This is a genomic window from uncultured Haliea sp., assembly GCF_963973825.1.
GTDB lineage: Bacteria > Pseudomonadota > Gammaproteobacteria > Pseudomonadales > Halieaceae > Haliea.
Genome location: NZ_CAXBAE010000001.1, coordinates 202,979 through 223,181 on the forward strand (window position 1 = coordinate 202,979; position 20,203 = coordinate 223,181).

Sequence of the window (20,203 nt, forward strand, 5' to 3'; positions counted from 1 at the left end):
GACTCAGTTACAGGCCGCCATCAGTACCACCTGCTCTGGCGGGGTGGCGACGGGTAGATCGGCGTGCGGCAACAGCCGTTTGTCACGGGCGAATTTCCCGGCGTCGGCGTTTTCTATCGTCACCAGGGGAATGGCTGCATCCGCCGCGATGCGGCGCTCCGCGGCTGCATCACCATACAGGGTGGTGCGCAGTCGTGGGCTGCGGCCGAGTGCATGGATGCGCGCCTCCATCACTGCGGGTGCCCACTCCTGGCCGTGGGCCGCGCCGGCAGCCCGCGTGATGCTCTCGTTCATCAGGGTACCACCGAGATCATTGGCACCGGCGTTCAGGCAGACATCCACGCCCGCCTCGCCCATCTTGACCCACGAGGTCTGGATGTTGTCGATAAAGCCGTTCAGCACCAGCCGCGAAACCGCGTGCATGAGCACCGCCTCGCGGAAGGTTGGGCCGCGCCGGGCCTTGCCGCGCAGGAACATCGGGGCTTCCATGTGCACGAAGGGCAAGGGCACCAGTTCGGTAAATCCGCCGGTGCGCGCCTGCAGTGCGCGCAGCTGCAGCAGGTGTCGCGCCCAGTGATGCGGCTGTTCGATATGCCCGTACATGATGGTTGCAGTAGTCCGGAAGCCGATGCTGTGAGCCGTTTCCATCACCTCCAGCCACTCCGCCGTGTTCAGTTTGTCCGGACACAGCGTGGCTCGCACCTCGTCATCGAGGATTTCCGCCGCGGTTCCCGGCAAGGTTCCGAGACCTGCAGCCTTGAGCTGGCGCAGGTAATCCACCAGCGGCAGACCCAGTGTTGCGGCGCCCTGCCACACTTCCAGCGGTGAGAATGCATGAATATGCATATCGGGAGTCGCTGCCCGTACCGTGGCCAGAATATCCAGATAGGTCTGACCCGTGTAATCCGGGTGGATACCACCCTGCATGCAGACCTCTGTGGCACCCCGCGCCCAGGCTTCGCGGCAGCGCCGCGCGATCTCGGTGGCGCTGATATCGTAGGGCCTGCCACGCAGTTCCTCGTTGTGCTTGCCCTTGGAAAATGCGCAGAACTGGCATTTGAAGTAGCACACGTTGGTGTAGTTGATATTGCGGTTGATGACATAGCTCACCGCGTCGCCACAGCGCGCCCGGCGCAGGCGATCCGCTGCCTCAACGACAAAGCGGAACTCGGGACCACGGGCCGCAAAAAGACGCACCACATCAGCCTCGCCAAGGGGCTCCGCGCGTTCGCATCGCTCCACCACGGCGCGCAGTTCGGACGTAACCGCAAAGGCGTTCAGGGGCGACGAAAGCAGTGCTGCCTCAACTGCCGGAACAGGCGCCTCCTCTCCCGGAACCCAACTGTCGCGCCGCGCAAACCCGGCGGCATCCTGCAGCCTGAGCACCGGGGTGCGCAGGGCGGGGTCGAGCCACCGTGATGCCTGCTGCACATAGCCGGGGTAGATCGTCAGGCGCTGCTCCAGGAATTTACCGGCCGCCGCCGTCTCCCGGGCGAGGTGGTCCAGATGCGGCCAGGGGGCCTCGGGATTGACGTGGTCTGGCGTTACCGGCGAGACGCCACCCCAATCGTTGATACCCGCTGCAAGCAATTGCGGCAGAACGCCGGGGCTGAGATTGGGGGGCGCCTGCAGGTTCATATCGGGACCAAAGAGGATGCGCGCCACGGCCAGGGTCCAGAGCAGGTCTTCCAGGTCGGGTTCCGGCGCACCGGCCATCAGGGTACCGGGCTTGGCACGGAAGTTCTGCACAATCACTTCCTGCAAATGCCCGTGCTGCTGGTGCAGCCGGCGCAGCGCCAGCAGGGACTCAATACGTTCACGCCGGGTCTCACCAATACCGATAAGAATACCGGAAGTGAACGGCACTGAAGCCTCGCCGGCCAACTGCAGAGTGCGCAGGCGCTCCGCAGGCAGTTTATCCGGTGACCCGTAGTGCGGCATGCCCTTTGCACACAGGCGTTCGGAGGCAGACTCCAGCATGATGCCCATAGACGCACTGACCGGTCGCAGCGCGGCGATTTCTTCCGCTGTCATGCAGCCCGCGTTGATATGCGGCAGCAAGCCGGTTTCTTCGAGGATACGTCCAGCGACATGCGCCACGTATTCGAGCGTTGTGGCGAAACCCATCTCGGCCAGTGCCTCGCGCGCCGCCCGGTAGCGCAACTCGGGCCTTTCACCCAGCGTCAGCAGCGCTTCCTGGCACCCCTGCGCCGCACCGGCGCGGCACAGCGCCAGCACCTCGTCAACACTGAGGTAAGGCGCCGCGACCTGCCGGGGGGTCGTGGCGAAGGTGCAGTAGTGGCAGACATCGCGGCACAGGCGCGTGAGGGGCACAAACACCTTGCGCGAGTAGGTCACCACCTGGCCGTGACCACGGTCGCGAAGCTCACCTGCGAGTGCCACCAGGCCGGGCGTATCGGTGCACTCCGCGAGGGACAGGCAGGCCGCCTCGGAGGGCTGTACACCGCGCATGAGTTCGGTGCGCAAAGCGGTCAGATCGAAGCGCGGTGCCGCTGCCGCCGTCGCACCCGCCAGTTGTCTCGCGGGGGCAGACTGCCCTGCCCAGGCACGGGTCAACGCACCGGGAATGGTCTCCGGCGCGGCTCGCAGACGCTCCAGGTCACGCGGGGTGTCGATATCGCGCGCCAGCCCGGCGCGCAACAGTGAACCCGCCGCAAGGCCCTGCCGGCGGGCCCACTCGAGGTGTCGCGCGCAGGAGTCGCCGCCAAACGAAAACGCTGGCCGCAGGTCCGCTCTGAACAGCAACAGGTTGGTTCCAGTGCCCGCCTCATCACAGGCCACCAACAAGCCACTCCCCGCTTCCTTTCGGGCGAGTGCAGCGTCGATATCTTCGGGGGTGAGAAATGGCAGGTCGGCATGCATGACCATCAGCAGGGCATCTGCAGGCACAACGTCGGCACGCAACCGCTCGCAGGCCGCTTCCAGCGCCAGGTTGAGCGCCTGCAGCGGCGCCCCTGCCGCAGCGGGGGTCGCGAGCAGGGAGGATTCCGACCAGAGGCGAACCTTGCCACCAGTGGCCAGGGTACCTGCCTCCGGGGCGTCTGAAATGAGGGTAATCGAGGCCACGCCCGGATGTGCTGAGAGCACACCCACGACATCGCCAGCCATCGCCAGCACCAGCGCCCGTCGCTGTGCCGGTGGCAGCGCCTCGGCCAGACGGGTCTTCGCCGTTTCCAGCTGCTTCAATGGCAGCACCACGTGCAGCGGCGACGTCACAGCAGCTCCAGGCAGGTCTTCGCCAGCGCCTGTTTGCTCGCGCGCTCCTGCATGACGGTTGATCTCACCTGCACCTCCATTCCAAGCGCCGCAATCTCCGCTGCCAGTGTAGCGTCACTGTGGTCGATAACAAACGTCGTGACGAGGCCGGGGTAATGCCGCGCGTAGTGTTCTGCCACGCCGCCGGCGGTCACCGGCATCCCGAGTTCCGCCATCATCTTCGCCGCGGGACCTTTCAACGCCTGCCCGGCAACAATAGGGGCGACCGCCACAACACGGGTGTTGCACTGTCTCAGGGTCTGCCAGAAATTGTCCAGCTGCAGTATCGGGTCGATACTCACAAAGGGATTGGAAGGACAAATAATCACGCCAGCCAGATCGGACGCGCTGCAGAGCGCGGCCAGTGAAGGCTGCAACCGGGCGGTATCGATATCACGGAAGCGGAAACCACTGACCCGCGGACGACACTGTTCACGCACGAAGTACTCCTGAAATGCCAGTTCCCCCGCATCGGTCTGCACCAGGGTAGGCACCGGATCATCGCTCATGGGGTAGACCTGCGCCCGCACACCCAGGCGGCGGGCCAGTTCAGCCGTCACGGCGGACAGGGTCCCGCCGCGCGCCAGTTCGCCGGCGCGCCAGAGGTGTGTCGCGAGGTCCCGGTCGCCCAGGCGAAACCAGGTGTCAGCTTCCAGGGTCTGCAGCGCCTGCAGCACCTCCCAGGTCTCCCCGGCCAGCCCCCAGCCCCGGGTCGTATCGTTGCGCCCTGACAGGGTGTACAGCACCGTGTCGATATCCGGGCAGATGGTCAAGCCGAGGTGCTGGAAATCGTCTCCGGTATTGCAGGCGATGTGCAGGCGCTCTGCCGGCAGGCAATCACTCAACCCCAGGCACAGCTTAGCACCGCCCACCCCACCGGACAGCGCCAGCACGGGACCTGCAGCGGTCGTGCTCACCGGAACATGTCCTGCTCACGGGGCCGCAGCAGCGCACGCGCGTCCCGCGAGGACGCGCGCAGGCGCGCACCGCGGGCCAGCACCACCGGCAGGCCCTCAGCCGCCTGGCCTTGCACCAGCGATGCCGCCGCGGCCAGCTCATCGGCCACAGCCGGCTCCGTCACTTCCAGCCGGTTACCAAAGCGGTCACAACCCCCAATCTGGTTGAACAAGGGATCGAGACCCGCGGTGCCCAGTGCCAGCCCCACCGTACCGACCCGCCAGGCCCGGCCGGCGCTGTCGTTGATGATCACCTGGGGACGCAAGCCGCAGAGCACGCCCAGGTTGTCGCGCAGGCGCGCCGCGGACGCATTGCTGTCCTCTGGCAACAGCAGCACCCGGGGGTCGTCAGTGGCGTTCTGGATATTGGAGCGGTCGATGCCGGCGTTGGCATGCACATACCCCTCACGGTGCTCGACAATGATGACCCCCTTGCGCACGCGCAAGACCGCCTGCGATTCATCGAGAATCAGCTGTACCAGCCGGGGATCCTTGTCCGCCTCGCGGGCAAGTTCGAGAGCGCGTTCGCCGGGGACAACGTCAGCGAGCCGACGGTAGCGGTTCTCCGCCTTGGAGACGATTTTCTGCGCCAGCACAAGCACGTCGCCGTCCTGCAACTGCAGGCGGTTGTGCTGGAGGCTGGCGTAAATCAGTGCGGCAAGGTCATCCCCCGGTGCGACTTCGGGAAAGCCCTCCAGGGGAATCAGTTCAAGCCGTGCACTCATCCATGGCTGTCCAGACCGGAGATGCGGATACCGGCGTGGCAACTGTACTGTTTGTTGATCGTGATCAGTACCGAGGTCAGCGCTTCCGCTGCAGCGGCATTGGCGATCATACCGGCGTGGAAGCCGCGCAAACCCGCCGCCTCGACCAGGGTAATGACCGCAGCGCGGGCTTCCTTCTTGTTGCCACACACCAGCACATCACAATCCACCGCCCCTTCATCCTGCAGGTGCGCTGCGGCCACGTTCTGGAACGCGGAGACCACGTCCACACCCTCGCCAAGAAGGTCCTGTGCGATCTGGCCCGCGCTGCCCTCAGGCGGCAGCTGCACGCGGGCCACGCGTGGCGGCACCAGCGGCACGGTGACGTCGATCAGGATCTTGCCTTGCAGGGCCGGTGCGACCAGCTCCAGGGTGCTCTTCTGGTGGCTGAAGGGCACCGTGATCGCGACGATATCCGCAGCCTCGGCAGCCGCCAGGTTCTCCATGGACTCCACGTTCACCGTAGCACCGCGCGCAGCCATCACCTGGCGCAGGTCACTGGCGGCCTGCTCCGCTTTCTCCTGGGTGCGCGAGCCGATGATGACCCGATATCCCGCCTGCGCCCAACGCCGCGCCAAACCCGTGCCGAGATCACCGGTACCGCCAAGAATGGCGAGTACAGGAAGAGATTCTGTTGTCATAACTGTCTACGTCCTGGTTGCTGGATGGAGGGGCGAGCAGTTCAGCAAAGTCTACCGACCGCGTGTCTGTTCGCCCGAAAATGACCGCATGACCGTCGCCGTTTCCGCTTTTCTGTGGACCGGGTTAGGATGCGCGAGGCCGTCGCATATTAGGCAATTCACACGCCGATCACAAGTTGCCGGCCATCCCTGACAAGGAGCAAGATATTATGCACAACCCGATGGATTTCAGCGGCCGCGTGGTCCTGGTGACAGGCGGCGGCAAAGGTGTTGGCCGCGGCATCAGCGAACGATTCCTCGCGGCGGGCGCCGAGGTTGCCATCTGTGGCCGCAATCCTCCCGACCAGCTGCCGGCCGCGAACGGCCGCGAGGCCTTCTTCGTCCCCTGCGACGTGCGCAAGTACGACGAACTGGAGACGCTGATCGATACCGTGGTCGCACGCTGCGGACGGCTTGACGTGCTGGTCAATAACGCCGGCGGCGCGCCGCATGCGGACGCGGCGACGGTCTCTCCGCGTTTCCACGAATCCATCATTGCCCTCAATCTGACCTCGGCGCTGCACGCCGCCCAGCTGGCCAATCGGGTCATGCAGGGGCAGGCGTCGGGTGGCAGCATCATCAATATCGCCAGCGTCAGCACGATCAGGCCCTCTCCCGGCACAGCCGCCTATGGCGCAGCCAAGGCGGGACTGGTCAACCTGGGCCACTCGCTGGCCGTGGAGTGGGGCCCCCTGGTACGCATCAATGCCATCATCGCCGGCCTGGTGGAAACCGAACAATCCCACCTGCACTACGGCGACGCGGCCGGGGTGGCCGCCGTCGGCCGCACCATACCGCTGGGCCGCATGGCAGTACCGGAGGATATCGGCGATGCCTGCCTGTTTCTGGCATCACCCCTCGCCTCCTACATCAGCGGCACCAGCATTGCCGTGCACGGCGGCGGGGAGAAACCCGCCTTCCTGCAGGCTGCCAACACCTCGACCGGCTCGTGAACCGTTATCGCGGCCTCGCTGCACTCCTCGCTGCCCTTGCCCTGGCCGCTGGCTGTCATGCCGCCACCGACACCGCGCCGGCACACCCTGCGGCAGCCGATGCTGCGGCAGCCGATGCTGTGGCAGCCGACGCTGCGGCACAGGGCTGGCCGCATTACGGCGGCAGGGAGGCAGCACAGTATGCCGACCTGACCGACATTACGCCGGAGAACGTCGACCAGCTGGAGCTCGCCTGGAGCCACCACTCTGGCGATTTCAGCGACGGCAGCGGGGACTGGGGACTGACCTCGCTGCAGGTGACGCCGATCGTGGATGGTGACAGCCTCTATTACTGCACACCCTTTGGTCGCGTCTTTGCGCTGGATGCAGAGACCGGCGAGGAGCGCTGGGTGTTTGATCCCGATGTGCAGAATCGGCGCAGTGGTCTCTACCCCGCCGTCTGTCGCGGCGTGGCGCTGTGGCGGGCCGCCGCGCCCGAGGAGGCTGCCGCCCACTGCGGGACACGCATTCTCTACGGCACCCGGGACGCCGAGTTGATCGCCCTGGATGCGCGCAGTGGGCAACCCTGCGAGGATTTCGGCACTGCAGGTCGGGTCTCGCTGAAGGAGGATATCCAGGGCGGCGAACCGCTGGTGTACTACCCCACGTCACCGCCCTGGATACAGAACGACCTGGCGATTATCGGCGCGCTGGTACCGGACAATGAACGCAAGGATGTGCCCTCCGGTGTGGTGCGCGCCTTCAGCGTGCGTAGCGGCGAGCTGGTCTGGGCCTGGGAGCCTGTCACCGAGGCCTACCGGGCGCGGCATCGCGACAGCCTGGGCCGCGCACGCTACCACCAGGGCAGTCCCAACGTGTGGGCGCCGATTGCCGGGGACCCGGAGCGCGGTCTGATCTATGTCCCGACGGGCAACCCCGCCCCGGACCTGTTTGGTGGGGAGCGCGATGGCATTGACGCCTACGGGTCCTCCGTCGTCGCGCTGGATGCCAGCACCGGCGAGGTGCGCTGGCATTTCCAGACCGTGCATCACGACGTCTGGGATTACGACGTTGCCTCCCAGCCCACGCTGTTTCGTATTCCCGGCGTGGGCGCCGGCCGCGCGGGGCTGGCGCAGGCCACCAAGATGGGCCATGTGTTCCTGCTTGATCGGGAAACCGGCGAGCCGCTGTATCCCGTCGAGGAGCGGCCGGTTCCGCAGAACGGTGTACCGGGCGAGACCCTCTCCCCCACCCAGCCATTCCCGACACACCCGGCGCCGCTGCACCTGCCCGCCAGGCTGGGCCCGGAAGACATGGATGGGCTGGTCTGGCTGGACAAACTCGCCTGCCGCAGAGCGCTCGCGCGCTATCGCTCGGAGGGGATGTTCACGCCACCGAGCCTGGAAGGCAGCGTGCTTTATCCGAGCACCACCGGCGGTATTAACTGGGGCGGCGCCAGCATTGACCCCCAGCGCGGCCTGCTGATCGTCAACCAGATGCACCTCGCGACGGTGGTACAGCTCATTCCGCGAGCCGAGTACGATGCCCTCAACCCCTCGGCGGGCTACCCGATCGAGCACTACCCCATGCGAGGAAGTCCCTATGGGGTGCGCCGGTTCCCGCTCTTCTCTCCGCTGGGCGCACCCTGCAACCCGCGTCCCTGGGGCAGCCTGACAGCCGTTGATCTGGTCTCCGGGGAGGTCGCCTGGACACGCCCCCTGGGCACGACCCGCGGGCAGGCGCCCTGGCCGTTCTGGTTCGAGGCGGGCTCCCCCAATGCGGGCGGTCCGCTGACCACTGCATCCGGCCTGGTCTTCATCGCGGCCACCACCGATGCCTACCTGCGCGCGTTTTCCAGCGCCAGCGGCGAGTTGCTGTGGCAATACGACCTGCCGTACACCGGCAACGCCACGCCGCTGAGCTACCGGGCCAGAGCCGGTGGCAGACAGTTTGTCGTGCTGGCTGCGGGCGGCCATGGCTGGTCCGCCGCCGGTGACGCAATCCTGGCCTTTGCGCTGCCGGAAAAAACCTCCGCCGCGCCCTGAGCGCGGCCGCCGGCGCCCGACAGCGGCGCTTGTCGCCGGGTTTGGTGCAGGTATACTGCGTGCATTCGTTCGCCGTGGCGGGAGCTTCCCCATCCTATATAGAGCTGACATGTCACCTGCCCCCCTTTCCGCGATCCGACTCCGCGCGTCCGTCCGGGGCTGCCGCACGGCGTGGCCCACTCCACCACCGGCCACGGAGAAACCCGCGTGAACGCGTTTGATACCTACCGCCAGATCAGCGAGCGGGAGCTCGAGCGCCGCTTTGCCCGGTTCCTGGAAGAACTCACCGAAAACCTGCTGCGCTCTGCACCCTCGCCGCGACAGGGGCAGATATCGCGCACCCAGGTCACCGATGCCATCGGCATTCTGCAGATCCACCAGCGCGGCATGGTTGGCAGTTTCTTGGGGCACTACCGCGGCTTCCACGACAAGCTGACCCCCCCCGCTGCTGAGCTAAACCACTGGTGGGATGTCATGGACGACAGTGGCACCATGGATCTGGTGGATCTCCACACCTTCGAAAACTACCTGGCCGTCGACCGCCTCGCGCACGTCGGAGAGGACCTGCACCGCATCGGCATGGAAGCCCTGCAGATTCGCGTGGCGGATCTGGTGCAGGTCGATCCGCTGACCCTGCGACTGCCCGAGCACGTCGCCCAGCTGGCGCGTGCGCTGCAGCTGGTGCTCGAGGAGTACCGCATACCGCAGCAGCTCACCCAGCGCATCTATGACCTCTTTGCCCGCCTGTTCGTGCGCAATCTGGACAGTCTGTACCGGCACCTGAACGAGATCCTCGAACAGGCCGGGATACGACCGGACCTCGAGGGACAGATACTCGCCAACGGCTCCCTGCTGCGCAAGGCCGACGAACGGCCCGATCGCAGCCGACGGCGACAAGCTGCAGGCGACGCAACGGCTGGCGCGGGAGGCGGCGGCAGCGCTGAGCAGCGTCCTGAAAAGCTGTATTCCTCCGTGATCAATGCGCTGAACTTCAAGCGCAAGGTTGAGCAGCCGCCGGCACAGGCCGGCGCCGTCATCGATACAGAAAAATTGATCAACGCACTGGCCCTGCTGCAGCAGCGTGGTGAATCGCCACAGGCGGCTCGGGGCGAGACCGCCGTCGCGGATTTCCTGCTGGGCCAGACACCGGAACTTGCAGGCGATGTTGCGCTGAGCGCGGACAACCGCAACCAGCTGGAGATGATCGACAGCCTGTTCGAGACCATCCGCTCACAGCTGGATGTGAGCAGCGAATTGCAGCCCGTGCTGAGCAACCTGCAGCTGCCCCTCGCCCGGCTGGCGCTGACCGAACCGCAGTTTTTCCTGCAGCCGGACCACCCGGCGCGCACGCTGGTGGACAAGCTGGCGGCACTGGGCAGTTCGGCTAACTTCCCGAACCGAATGCTGGAGAGCCGCGTCGCCGAGATTGTCGCGGCGATTGTCCGCGACTATGACGGCGACTCCGCAGTGTTCGCCGCAGCGCTTGAACATGTTGAACGCCTGTCACGACAGCAATCGCAGGCGCATGCGCGCAATATCGAACGGGTGGTCAAAACCCAGGAGGGCAAGGAGAAACTGCGCCGGGCGCGCGACGCGGTGGAAACCGTAGTGCGGGATTGCCTCCCCCCCGGGCAGATCCCCCGGATACTGCAGGACCTTATCGATCAGGGCTGGCGCGACCTGATGGTGCTGACCCACGTCAAACAGGGCGTGGACAGCGACGAGTGGGAGGAGCAGCGACGCACCCTGCAGCTGCTGACCACCTGGTTGCTGGAGCAGCAGCGCGGCGAGGTCAGCGAGGACCAGTGCGTCGAACGCAGCCTGGAGGCAGAACCCTTCATCGACCTGATGGAGCAGCAGATCAGCAGCGCGCTGCCCGGCAACGTGTCCATTCAGGCCGTATTCGATGAACTGCGCGGCGTGCTCGCCGGCGACATAGCGGTCGAACTGCTGCAGCGTGAGGGCGAGGCCGATTCCGGCGCCGGCGATGAACCGGAACCCACGCGCGAGGAGCGCCTGGCGAAAACCCGGCGCCTGCGCCGCTGGGTGCAGCGGGTGGACAGCCTGGGCAAGGGCATGTGGCTGAATTATCGCGACAAAGCCGGCGTCAAACACCGTATTCAGCTGGCCTGGATCAGCGACGACCGGGAACGCTTCCTGTTCGTCAACGATCGCGGGCAGAAGGTCGCCGAGCTCAACCAGGTGCAACTGGCACGCCAGCTCAGTCGCGGGGCGCAGCCGCCGGCGCCGGCCGACCGCCTGTCCGTCGTCGACCAGAGCATGTACAACACGCTGGAGGATGTGCAGCGCACCCTGAGTTTCGCCCGCAACCACGACCCCCTCACACGCCTGATCAACCGGGACACCTTTCTTGACCAGGTGGGTCGCGCGCTGCGCCATGCCCATGCACACAACTCGCAGCACGCCATCCTGCTGCTCAATATCGACCGCTTCGGCCTGGTGAACGAGATCTACGATCGCATCAGCGGCGACCAGGTACTGCTGGAGTTTTCGCGCCTGCTGGCACAGCTGCATGGACGCAAGACCTCCTCCGCCCGCCTGGAGGAAGACACTTTCGCGATTCTGCTTGTCGATGGCGACACCGAGAAGGCCCAGGCACTGGCGGAACAGGTGCGCAGCGACATCGCCAATGGCAGTGTGGATATCGACGGCGAGAAGGTCAGTTTCACAGTCTCCGTGGGCATCGCCCCGATTCAGGACTACAGCCCGGATGTCGACGCAGTCATGGCCAACGCCCAGGCTGCGGTTACCCAGGCGAAGCAGCTGGGCCGCAACTGTGTACACCTGTACCAGCCCAGCGAGGATACGGTGCGCAACCTGCGCAGCGAGCAGCGTCGCTCACGCAAGGCGCTGGAGGACGAACTGTCCAGCGAGCGCTTCATGTTGCGCGCGCAGCCCATTGTGAAAACGGCAATGACCGGCGAGAGCGCCACAACGCGGCACTACGAGCTGTTGCTGGCCATGCGGGACAAGAGCGGCAAGCTCAGCTCGCCGCAGAACTTCATCACCTCGGCCGAACGCCACGGCATCATGACGCTGGTGGACCGCTGGGTGGTACGCGAAGCGTTCATGTGGATAAACTCGTTGATGGACGCACAGAAAGTCGTCCCCAGTGTGGCCATCAACCTGTCCGGGGCCAGCGTTACCGACGACGCCTTCCTCGACTTCCTGTTCGAGCAGATATCGGAGTTCGGAGTCGGCACCAACCGCCTGTGCTTCGAAATCACCGAAACCGGTACCATTTCCAACCTGGTGAAAGCGGCGGATTTCGTGCGGGCTTTCCGCAATATCGGCTGCAAGTTCTCTATCGATGATTTTGGCACCGGGCTGGCCAGCCACAATTACCTGCGCGAGCTGCCGGTGGACTACGTCAAGATCGACGGCAGCTTCATCACCAGCATCGACCAGGATAGCAACGACTACGCCATGGCGCGTTCGATCAACGACCTCGCCCACTTCCTCGGACAGGAAACCATTGCCGAATCCGTGGAGAACGAGAACATCATTCGCAAACTCCAGGAGATTGGCGTTGACTACCTGCAGGGCTGGGGTATTGGTCGACCGAAACCGCTTGCGGAGGTCACCATGGATCTGTCGAGTATCGAAAAATGAGCCCGCGGGGCGATCCGCTGGATGTCGCATCGATCGGGGCTGTGCCCGCTGCCTATGACGATCTGGTGGCCGCCCTGTACCGCGGCCCACTGGAAAACCCACCCTGGTCCACAGCGCTCCCCCTGCTGCGCAGCCTGGTTGATTGCCAGGTTGTCTCACTGGTCCTGCGGCCACCCGCGGAAGACGATCGCGGCGTCATCCTGAACAGTGTGCGGCCAGCGGCGGACGGCGCGTCCGCCCGGCCGCTTTCCGACCCGGCGGATTGGGAGGTCACCGCCTACCGCGAACAGTTCTTCGCGCTGGACCCGTTCGTCAATCTGCCGCCCGACAAGGTGGTTGCACTGGAGGACATTCTCAGCGACGATGAGCTGGTCGCCTCGGAGTATTACGAGCACTACCTGAAGTCCGCCGGGCTGTTTCGCATTCTCGGCCTGGACACGGTGGAGCCCGGAGGGATGCTGGCACGCCTGCGATTTTCCCGGCGTCACACCGAGCCGCCCTTCAACGACGACGAGCGCGCCGCCATTGCCCGCATCGCGCCCCACCTGCGTCTCTCCATCCAGCTGTATGCCACCCTGGGGCGCACCGCCTCGGAGCGCAACCTGTACGCCGGCGCCGTGGAACAGCTGGCGGTGGCCACCATCGTGCTCGACGAGCAGGGCCGCGTCCTCAGCGCCAACACCGTCGCACGCGCCCTGCTGGAAGGCGACAACGGCCTCAGCATACGTGGACAACACCTGGTCATTGAAGGACGGGACAAGAATCGCGAGCTGCAGACCGCACTGGATACCATCATCAAGGCCCTGCACCGGGGTGAGGCGTCCGTCATCCATGCCCTGCGTGTACCTCGGGGCGGCGATCGGGCACAACTGGGGCTGGTACTGCGCCCAGTCCCGGTTTCAGAGTGGGGTGAGGGCCAGTCCAGCCCCTGCGTTGCCGTGTTCATTTCCGACCCGGACCTGAATGAGCCCAGCTCTCAGGGCACCCTCGGCCAGCTGTTTGATCTCACCCCTGCCGAGGCCAACCTTGCCATCCTGCTGTCGCGGGGACTGAGCCTGGCTGAGGTGTCTGAGGCGCAGAATATCTCGCAGCACACCGCCCGCGCACAACTCAAGTCCATCTTCGCCAAGACCGGGGCTTCGCGGCAGGCGGAACTGGTGCGACTGGTGCTGAAAAGCGTGGCCTCGCTGGGCTAGAAAATCGTTTTGCAAGCCGGCCCACAGAGGTTCAGTAGCCCCGCCAAATACACTATACTGCGCGTTACAAACCAGGGGAGTCACGCATGTCCATGCGCCTGCAAGATGTCAGTGAAACCGCGCCCTTGCGCTCGTGCACCCACGAGTACAAGGTCAACTGCGAAACCTGCCGCCTGAGCAAAATCTGCCTGCCACTGGCCATCAACCACCAGGATCTGGAACAGCTGGAAAGCATCATCCAGCGCAGCAAGCCGCTGCAGAAGAACGAACTGCTCTACCACGAAGGTACGCCGTTCCAGTCCATCTACGCCGTGCGTTCGGGTGCCGTAAAGGGCTATCGCACCACCAGCGACGGTCGCGAGCAGGTTACCGGCTTCTATTTTCCCGGTGAAATCCTCGGTATGGACGGCATCAGCAACAACAGCCACGCCTCCTCGGCGCGGGCGCTGGAGACCTCGGCCATCTGCGCCATACCTTTTGATTCCCTGGAGCGCCTGAGCGCCTCCATGCCCAGCCTGCAGCGCCACCTGTTCCAGCTCATGAGCCGTGAAATCACCGAGGATCAGCTGCTGATCACACTGCTCAGCAAAAACTCCGCTGACGAGCGCGTCGCCACCCTGTTGCTCAGCATTGCCAGCCGCAACGCGCGGCGCAACCTGAGCGCCAGCCAGTTCCGCCTGCCCATGTCGCGGGTGGATATCGGCAACTACCTGGGCCTGACCGTGGAAACCATCAGCCGGGTCTTCAGCAGGATGCAGAAAAACGGCATCCTCTGCGTCGACAACAAGGAAATCGAAATCCTGGATCAGGAAGCCCTGCAGCTGGCAGCCAACATCGCCAACTGACACCTCGAGCGGGACGACCCCGCCGATTCTTGATCTGCATCATGGCCGCGGGCGTGCGGCCCGGTACACTTCGCCTGTGCCCGGCACCAGTCATTCTTTGGGGAGAAAAAAAACACATGATCCAGCACACGATCGGTCTTCTGACCAAACCCGGCGCCCAGTGGCGCAGCGTTGCCGGCCTGCCGACCAGCAGCCAGAACATCCTGGTGCTCTACCCCTGGTTGCTCGCCCTGATTCCTGCGGTTGCCTGGTATTTCGGCACCACTGACGTGGGCTGGACAGTGGGCAACGGGCCCGCCATACGCCTGACCTATGACAGCGCGCTACAACTCTGCATCCTGTTCTACTTCGCCATGGTCGGCTGCGTCGTCGCGGTGGGTTACTTCATCCACTGGATGGCGGGCACCTATGGGGCGGAAACATCTTTCGCCAAGGGCATCGTGGTCGCGGGTCTCACCGCTACACCGATGTTTGTCTTCGGCGCGGCGGGGTTCTACCCCCTGCTCTGGGTCGACCTGCTGATTGGGGTGGTAGCGGTGAGCTGGTCTGTGTATCTGCTCTACCTGGGCATCCCCATCATGATGAATATTCCGGAGGAGCGGGGTTTCCTGTTCTCTACCGCCGTGGTCGGTGTCGGCCTGGTTATCCTGGTATCGCTGCTGGTGACCACGGTGTTCCTCTGGGATCTCGGCGCCGGGCCAGCATTTACCGATGTGTAAAGGCATTTATCGAGCGGGCGATCTGCCTGACATTACTGACAGTGGAAACAAGACATGAGTGAACTCAACGCTGCACTGGAGCACTCGACCTACAACTACAAGGTCGTTCGCCAGTTTGCCATCATGACGGTCGTGTGGGGTATCGTGGGGATGCTGGTTGGCGTCCTGATCGCCGCCCAGCTCGCCTTCCCCATCCTCAACTTCGACCTGCCCTGGACCAGCTTCGGGCGCCTGCGCCCGCTGCACACCAACGCGGTGATCTTCGCGTTTGGCGGCAGCGCGCTGTTCGCGACATCGTACTACGTGGTTCAGCGCACCACCCAGGCGCGGCTGATTTCCGACAAGCTGGCGGCCTTCACGTTCTGGGGCTGGCAGGCGGTGATCGTGCTGGCGGCGGTGACGCTGCCACTGGGGATGACCTCTTCCAAGGAATACGCCGAGCTGGAATGGCCCATCGACCTGCTGATCGCCGTGGTCTGGGTCAGCTACGCCATCGTGTTCTTCGGTACCATCGCCAAGCGCAAGGTGAGCCACATCTACGTCGCCAACTGGTTCTTCGGCGGGTTCATCCTCACCGTGGCGGTCCTGCACATCATCAATAGTGCGGCGATTCCGGTGGGCCTTACCAAGTCCTACTCGGCCTACTCCGGCACCGTGGATGCCATGGTGCAGTGGTGGTACGGGCACAACGCGGTGGGCTTTTTCCTGACCGCCGGCTTCCTGGGCATGATGTACTACTTCGTCCCCAAGCAGGCTGAACGCCCCGTATACTCCTACCGCCTGAGTATCGTGCACTTCTGGGCCCTGGTCGCCGTCTACATCTGGGCCGGCCCTCACCACCTTCACTACACCGCCCTGCCCGACTGGGCCCAGAGCCTGGGCATGGTCATGTCCATCATCCTGCTCGCTCCCTCCTGGGGCGGCATGATCAACGGCATGATGACTCTGTCGGGCGCCTGGCACAAACTGCGCACCGATCCGATCCTGCGCTTCATGGTGGTCAGCCTGTCCTTCTACGGCATGTCTACCTTTGAAGGCCCGATGATGTCGATCAAGACGGTAAACGCCCTGTCCCACTATACCGACTGGACCATCGGCCACGTGCACTCCGGTGCCCTGGGCTGGGTTGCCATGATCTCGATCGGCTGTATCTATCACCTGATCCCGGTCCTGTTCGGCAAGGAGCGCATGTATAGCACGGCCCTGATCAACACCCATTTCTGGATGTCGACCATCGGTACGGTACTGTATATCGCCTCCATGTGGGTCAACGGCATCCTGCAGGGCCTGATGTGGCGCGCCTACAACGATGACGGCACACTGACCTACACCTTTGTCGAGTCAGTCGCCGCGAGCTACCCGGGCTACCTGGTTCGCCTCGCCGGTGGAGCCATCTTCTTCGGCGGTATGTTGATCATGGCCTACAACGTCTACATGACCACGCGCAAGGATGTCGCCGCACAGCCCCTGCCCGCTGGTGCCGCACAGGGGAGTCACGCATGAAGCATGAAGTCGTAGAGAAGAACGTTGGCCTGATGATGATCCTGATCATCGTGGCCATCAGCTTCGGCACCTTGGTCGAGTTGGTCCCGCTGATGTTCATCAAGCAGACCAACGAGCCGATCGCGGGCCTCAAGCCGCTGCCTGCCCTGGAACTGGAGGGGCGTGACATCTACATTCGCGAGGGCTGCAATAACTGCCACTCGCAGATGATTCGCCCATTGCGTGCAGAAACGGAGCGCTACGGTCACTACTCGGTTGCCGGTGAGTTCGTGTATGACCACCCCTTCCTCTGGGGCTCCAAGCGCACAGGACCGGATCTGGCCCGGGTCGGCCAGCGTTACAGTGACGACTGGCACCGCGCCCACTTCTACAACCCCCGTGACGTGGTACCGGAATCCAATATGCCTGCCTACCCCTGGCTGTTCGAACGTGAAGTCGACGGCACGGTCACCGGCAAGAAGATGAATGCCCTGCGCACCGTGGGTGTGCCCTACACCGATGAAGACATCGCCGGTGCAGAGGCCGCAGTCGCCGGCAAGCTGGAAATTGATGCCCTGATTGCCTATGTGCAACAGCTCGGCACGCTGCTGCAGACGAGGCGCTAGGGATTATGGATATCAACGACCTTCGGGGTCTTAGCACTGCCATGCTGCTGTTCGCCTTTATTGGCCTGTGTATCTGGGCCTGGAGCAGCAAGCGCAAGAAATCTTTTGACGAGGCTGCCAACCTGCCCTTCGCAGATGAGGAACTGAGTCAACGTAGCACGCAGGAGGAAGCAAGGAATGGCTAGTTTCTGGCACTGGTGGATCATCATCCTGACCACCGTCACCATCGTCGGCATTACCTGGATCCTGCTTGCCAACCGCAAGCGCGGTGAAGGCACTACCGAACAGACCACAGGCCACGCGCACGACGGCATCGAGGAGTATGACAATCCGCTCCCGGCCTGGTGGTTCTATATGTTCGTGATCACCATCGTCTGGGCTATCGGCTACCTCATCGTTTACCCCGGCATGGGCAACTACCCCGGGCTGATCGGCTGGACCCAGCTTGAGCAGCACCGTGAGGAAGTCGCCGCTGCGGATGAACGCTACAGTGAAATGCGCAGCCGCTACCTGGCCATGTCCGTTGAGGAGATTGCCAAGGATCCCGCGGTGGTGAAAATGGGTTCCCGCCTGTTCGGCAACAACTGTGCACAGTGTCACGGTGCAGACGGCAAGGGGCGCTATGGCTTCCCCAACCTGACCGACGACGACTGGCTCTGGGGCGGGTCACCGGACGCCATCAAGACCGCCCTGCTCCAGGGGCGTCGTGCCGCCATGCCCGCCTGGGCCAGCGTGTTGGGCGATGATGGGATTGCAGAAACCACCGAGTACGTGGTGTCACTGAATGGACGCACCGCGGACCCGGAGCTGGCGGCAGCGGGCGAAAAGCACTTCCAGATGTACTGTGCTGCCTGCCACGGCCCGGACGGCAAGGGTAACGCCATCTTCGGCGCCCCGAACCTGACCAACGGCATCTGGCTGTACGGCGGCACCCGCGAGCAGATCGCACACAGCCTGCGGGCGGGGCGCAACGGCGTCATGCCCGCCTTCGGCGACAGTCTGACCGAGGACAAAATCCACATCCTCACAGCCTACGTGTACAGCCTCAGCAACTAGGCCCCTCCGCCGGCCTTCCATTCGGAAGGCCGGCATCACGACGCCTCGCGTCATGTCTCTTCGGTAACGCGGTATGAACGACAAACAGCTTATTGACGTGCAGGAAGTCGCGCCGGCGGAAGTCAGCGAGATCGACCTCTACCAGCGCCGTGAAAAAATCTACACACGCAAGATCGAGGGCTTTTTCCAGCGCATCCGGCTGTACACCGGCTGGCCGCTGCTGCTGGGTTATTTTCTGCTACCCTGGCTGTCCTGGGATGGCCGCCAGGCGGTATGGTTCGACCTGCCGGAGCGTAAATTTCATATCCTGGGCCTGGTTTTCTGGCCCCAGGACTTCCCCCTGCTCGCTTTCATGTTGATTATTGCCGCGTTCGGATTGTTCGCCGTGACCGTGTTTGCCGGCCGCGTCTGGTGTGGTTACACCTGCCCGCAGACCGTGTGGACCAGCATTTTCATGTGGATCGAGCAGCGTTTCGAGGGTAGCCGCAACCAGCGCATGCGCCTCGACAAAGCGCCGTGGTCGCTGGAGAAAGTGGTCCGCAAGAGCCTCAAGCACGGTGGCTGGCTGTTTATGGCATTCCTGACCGGCATGACCTTTGTCGGCTACTTCTATCCGATTCGCGAGCTGCTTCCGGACCTGCTGACCCTGTCGGCCGGGCAGTGGGGCGTGCTGTGGACGATTTTCTTCACCTGCGCCACCTATATCAACGCGGGTTGGATGCGCGAACAGGTCTGCAAGTACATGTGCCCCTATGCGCGCTTCCAGTCCGTCATGTTCGACCAGGATACGCTGATCGTTTCCTATGATCCGGGCCGCGGCGAGCCCCGTGGTTCACGCAAGCGCGATGCCGACCACAAGGCGCAGGGGCTGGGCGACTGCATCGACTGCAACCTTTGCGTGCAGGTCTGCCCCACCGGTATCGACATCCGCAACGGGCTACAGTATGAATGCATCGGCTGCGCCCTGTGCATAGACGCCTGCAACTCTGTGATGGACAAGATGTCCTACCCCCGAGGGTTGATCAGCTACACCAGCGAACATCAGTTGCAGGGTGGCAAGACACACTGGCTGCGCCCACGTATGATCGGCTACGTGCTGGTGTTGACGGTGATGGTCAGCCTGTTCAGCTACCGCGTCATCAGCCGCGTGCCGTTGGAGATGACGGTGATCCGCGACCGCAACGAACTGTACGTGACCACCATGGACGGCAACATCGAGAACATCTACACGCTGAGCCTGGTGAATATGGAACAGTCGATGCATGAATTCGAGATTGGTGTCAGCGGTATTGATGGTGCCGAAATTATCGGTGAGACATTGCACACGCTGGACGGCGGCGAAGTACGCAGTATCAATCTGCGGGTACGTGTAGCGCCGGAGCGGCTGTCTCGCCCCAGCACCGAAATCGAATTCACGGCACGCGCGACGGACCGCGAGTCCCTGCAGGTCAGCTCCGAATCACGCTTCATGAGACCCTTATGAACAGACCCCGGTATGCCGACGACGACACCCAGCCCTGGTACCGCCAGTTCTGGCCCTGGTTCCTGATTGCGCTGCCAGCCGCTGTGGTTGTGGTCAGCATGCACCTGATCTACACCGCCTATAACCACGCCGACGACCTGGTCGTGGATGAGTACTACAAGGTCGGCCTGGCGATCAACCAGCAACTGGGCCGGCAGGAACGGGCCAGGGCGCTGGGCATCACCGCAAACCTGATGCTGACACCGGGACAGGTGACCGTGCATACGCCCGAGGGAGCGGTGTCCGATGCCACACTCGAGCTGGTGCTCTCGCATCCCATTGAGTCCGACCGTGATTTCACCGTGAGCCTGCAACGGGTTGGACCAGGCGTCTATAACGCTGCCCTGCCCGCGCCGGTGGCCGAACGCTGGCACTGGATACTCCGGGATGGTGTAGAGGGTACATGGCGACTGGACGGCATCGTGGAATCCTCCGACCTGCTGCAACAGGGCGTCCAGGAAACGCTGTGAG

Annotated in this window: 16 protein-coding genes; 12 read left to right on the plus strand and 4 right to left on the minus strand. The window is 63.9% G+C overall.

Features of this window, described 5'->3' with window-relative positions; genetic code table 11:
- Positions 1 to 3: 3 nt before the first annotated feature.
- From cofH to npdG, 4 genes are read right to left on the minus strand one after another with little or no spacing between them, the layout of a single operon-like run.
- A complete protein-coding gene (gene cofH / locus AACZ17_RS00950) occupies positions 4 to 3,237 on the minus strand; it encodes a 5-amino-6-(D-ribitylamino)uracil--L-tyrosine 4-hydroxyphenyl transferase CofH (RefSeq protein ID WP_290744247.1) in 3,234 nt (1,077 codons plus the stop codon).
- Positions 3,234 to 4,193 (minus strand): 2-phospho-L-lactate transferase, encoded by a 960-nt coding sequence (gene cofD, locus AACZ17_RS00955; protein WP_290744249.1) that lies wholly within the window; start codon positions 4,191 to 4,193, stop codon positions 3,234 to 3,236. Before cofD ends, cofH begins: the two co-directional genes overlap by 4 nt.
- A complete protein-coding gene (gene cofE / locus AACZ17_RS00960; RefSeq protein ID WP_290744251.1) occupies positions 4,190 to 4,957 on the minus strand; it encodes a coenzyme F420-0:L-glutamate ligase in 768 nt (255 codons plus the stop codon). The genes cofD and cofE overlap by 4 nt, the downstream gene beginning before the upstream one ends.
- On the minus strand, positions 4,954 to 5,637 hold the full coding sequence (gene npdG, locus AACZ17_RS00965) for an NADPH-dependent F420 reductase (RefSeq protein ID WP_290744253.1): 684 nt from the start codon (positions 5,635 to 5,637) through the stop codon (positions 4,954 to 4,956). Before npdG ends, cofE begins: the two co-directional genes overlap by 4 nt.
- Before the next feature lie 209 nt (positions 5,638 to 5,846).
- On the opposite strand from npdG, the gene AACZ17_RS00970 reads away from it, so the two are divergent.
- The 12 genes from AACZ17_RS00970 (at position 5,847) to AACZ17_RS01025 (ending at position 20,202) form a co-directional block, all read left to right on the plus strand.
- A complete protein-coding gene (locus AACZ17_RS00970) occupies positions 5,847 to 6,629 on the plus strand; it encodes an SDR family oxidoreductase (protein ID WP_290744255.1) in 783 nt (260 codons plus the stop codon).
- Positions 6,626 to 8,653: a pyrroloquinoline quinone-dependent dehydrogenase gene (locus AACZ17_RS00975; protein ID WP_290744257.1), complete on the plus strand. Its 2,028-nt coding sequence runs from the start codon at positions 6,626 to 6,628 to the stop codon at positions 8,651 to 8,653. Before AACZ17_RS00970 ends, AACZ17_RS00975 begins: the two co-directional genes overlap by 4 nt.
- Positions 8,654 to 8,860: 207 nt before the next feature.
- The gene (locus tag AACZ17_RS00980) at positions 8,861 to 12,286 is read left to right on the plus strand and encodes a DUF1631 family protein (RefSeq protein WP_290744259.1); all 3,426 of its coding nucleotides are present in this window, start codon (positions 8,861 to 8,863) and stop codon (positions 12,284 to 12,286) included.
- Positions 12,283 to 13,482: a hypothetical protein gene (locus AACZ17_RS00985; protein WP_290744261.1), complete on the plus strand. Its 1,200-nt coding sequence runs from the start codon at positions 12,283 to 12,285 to the stop codon at positions 13,480 to 13,482. The genes AACZ17_RS00980 and AACZ17_RS00985 overlap by 4 nt, the downstream gene beginning before the upstream one ends.
- A gap of 92 nt (positions 13,483 to 13,574) precedes the next feature.
- Entirely contained in the window at positions 13,575 to 14,327 is a 753-nt protein-coding gene (gene fnr, locus AACZ17_RS00990) for a fumarate/nitrate reduction transcriptional regulator Fnr (RefSeq protein ID WP_290744262.1), read from the plus strand.
- 116 nt (positions 14,328 to 14,443) lie between these two features.
- Positions 14,444 to 15,046 (plus strand): Yip1 family protein, encoded by a 603-nt coding sequence (locus AACZ17_RS00995; RefSeq protein ID WP_290744264.1) that lies wholly within the window; start codon positions 14,444 to 14,446, stop codon positions 15,044 to 15,046.
- Positions 15,047 to 15,100: 54 nt separating this feature from the next.
- Positions 15,101 to 16,549, plus strand: a complete 1,449-nt coding sequence (gene ccoN, locus AACZ17_RS01000; protein ID WP_290744266.1) for a cytochrome-c oxidase, cbb3-type subunit I — start codon at positions 15,101 to 15,103, stop codon at positions 16,547 to 16,549.
- Entirely contained in the window at positions 16,546 to 17,154 is a 609-nt protein-coding gene (ccoO, locus tag AACZ17_RS01005) for a cytochrome-c oxidase, cbb3-type subunit II (protein WP_290744268.1), read from the plus strand. The genes ccoN and ccoO overlap by 4 nt, the downstream gene beginning before the upstream one ends.
- Positions 17,155 to 17,159: 5 nt before the next feature.
- Positions 17,160 to 17,339, plus strand: coding sequence for a cbb3-type cytochrome c oxidase subunit 3 (locus AACZ17_RS01010; protein ID WP_290744270.1), 180 nt, complete (start codon positions 17,160 to 17,162; stop codon positions 17,337 to 17,339).
- Complete coding sequence (gene ccoP, locus AACZ17_RS01015) at positions 17,332 to 18,210, plus strand: cytochrome-c oxidase, cbb3-type subunit III (RefSeq protein WP_290744272.1); 879 nt, start codon at positions 17,332 to 17,334, stop codon at positions 18,208 to 18,210. Before AACZ17_RS01010 ends, ccoP begins: the two co-directional genes overlap by 8 nt.
- A gap of 73 nt (positions 18,211 to 18,283) precedes the next feature.
- Positions 18,284 to 19,693, plus strand: a complete 1,410-nt coding sequence (ccoG, locus tag AACZ17_RS01020) for a cytochrome c oxidase accessory protein CcoG (protein WP_290744274.1) — start codon at positions 18,284 to 18,286, stop codon at positions 19,691 to 19,693.
- Positions 19,690 to 20,202 carry a FixH family protein gene (locus AACZ17_RS01025; RefSeq protein ID WP_290744276.1) on the plus strand — a complete coding sequence of 171 codons (513 nt, stop codon included), beginning with the start codon at positions 19,690 to 19,692 and terminating at the stop codon, positions 20,200 to 20,202. The genes ccoG and AACZ17_RS01025 overlap by 4 nt, the downstream gene beginning before the upstream one ends.
- The last annotated feature ends 1 nt before the right edge of the window (position 20,203 follow it).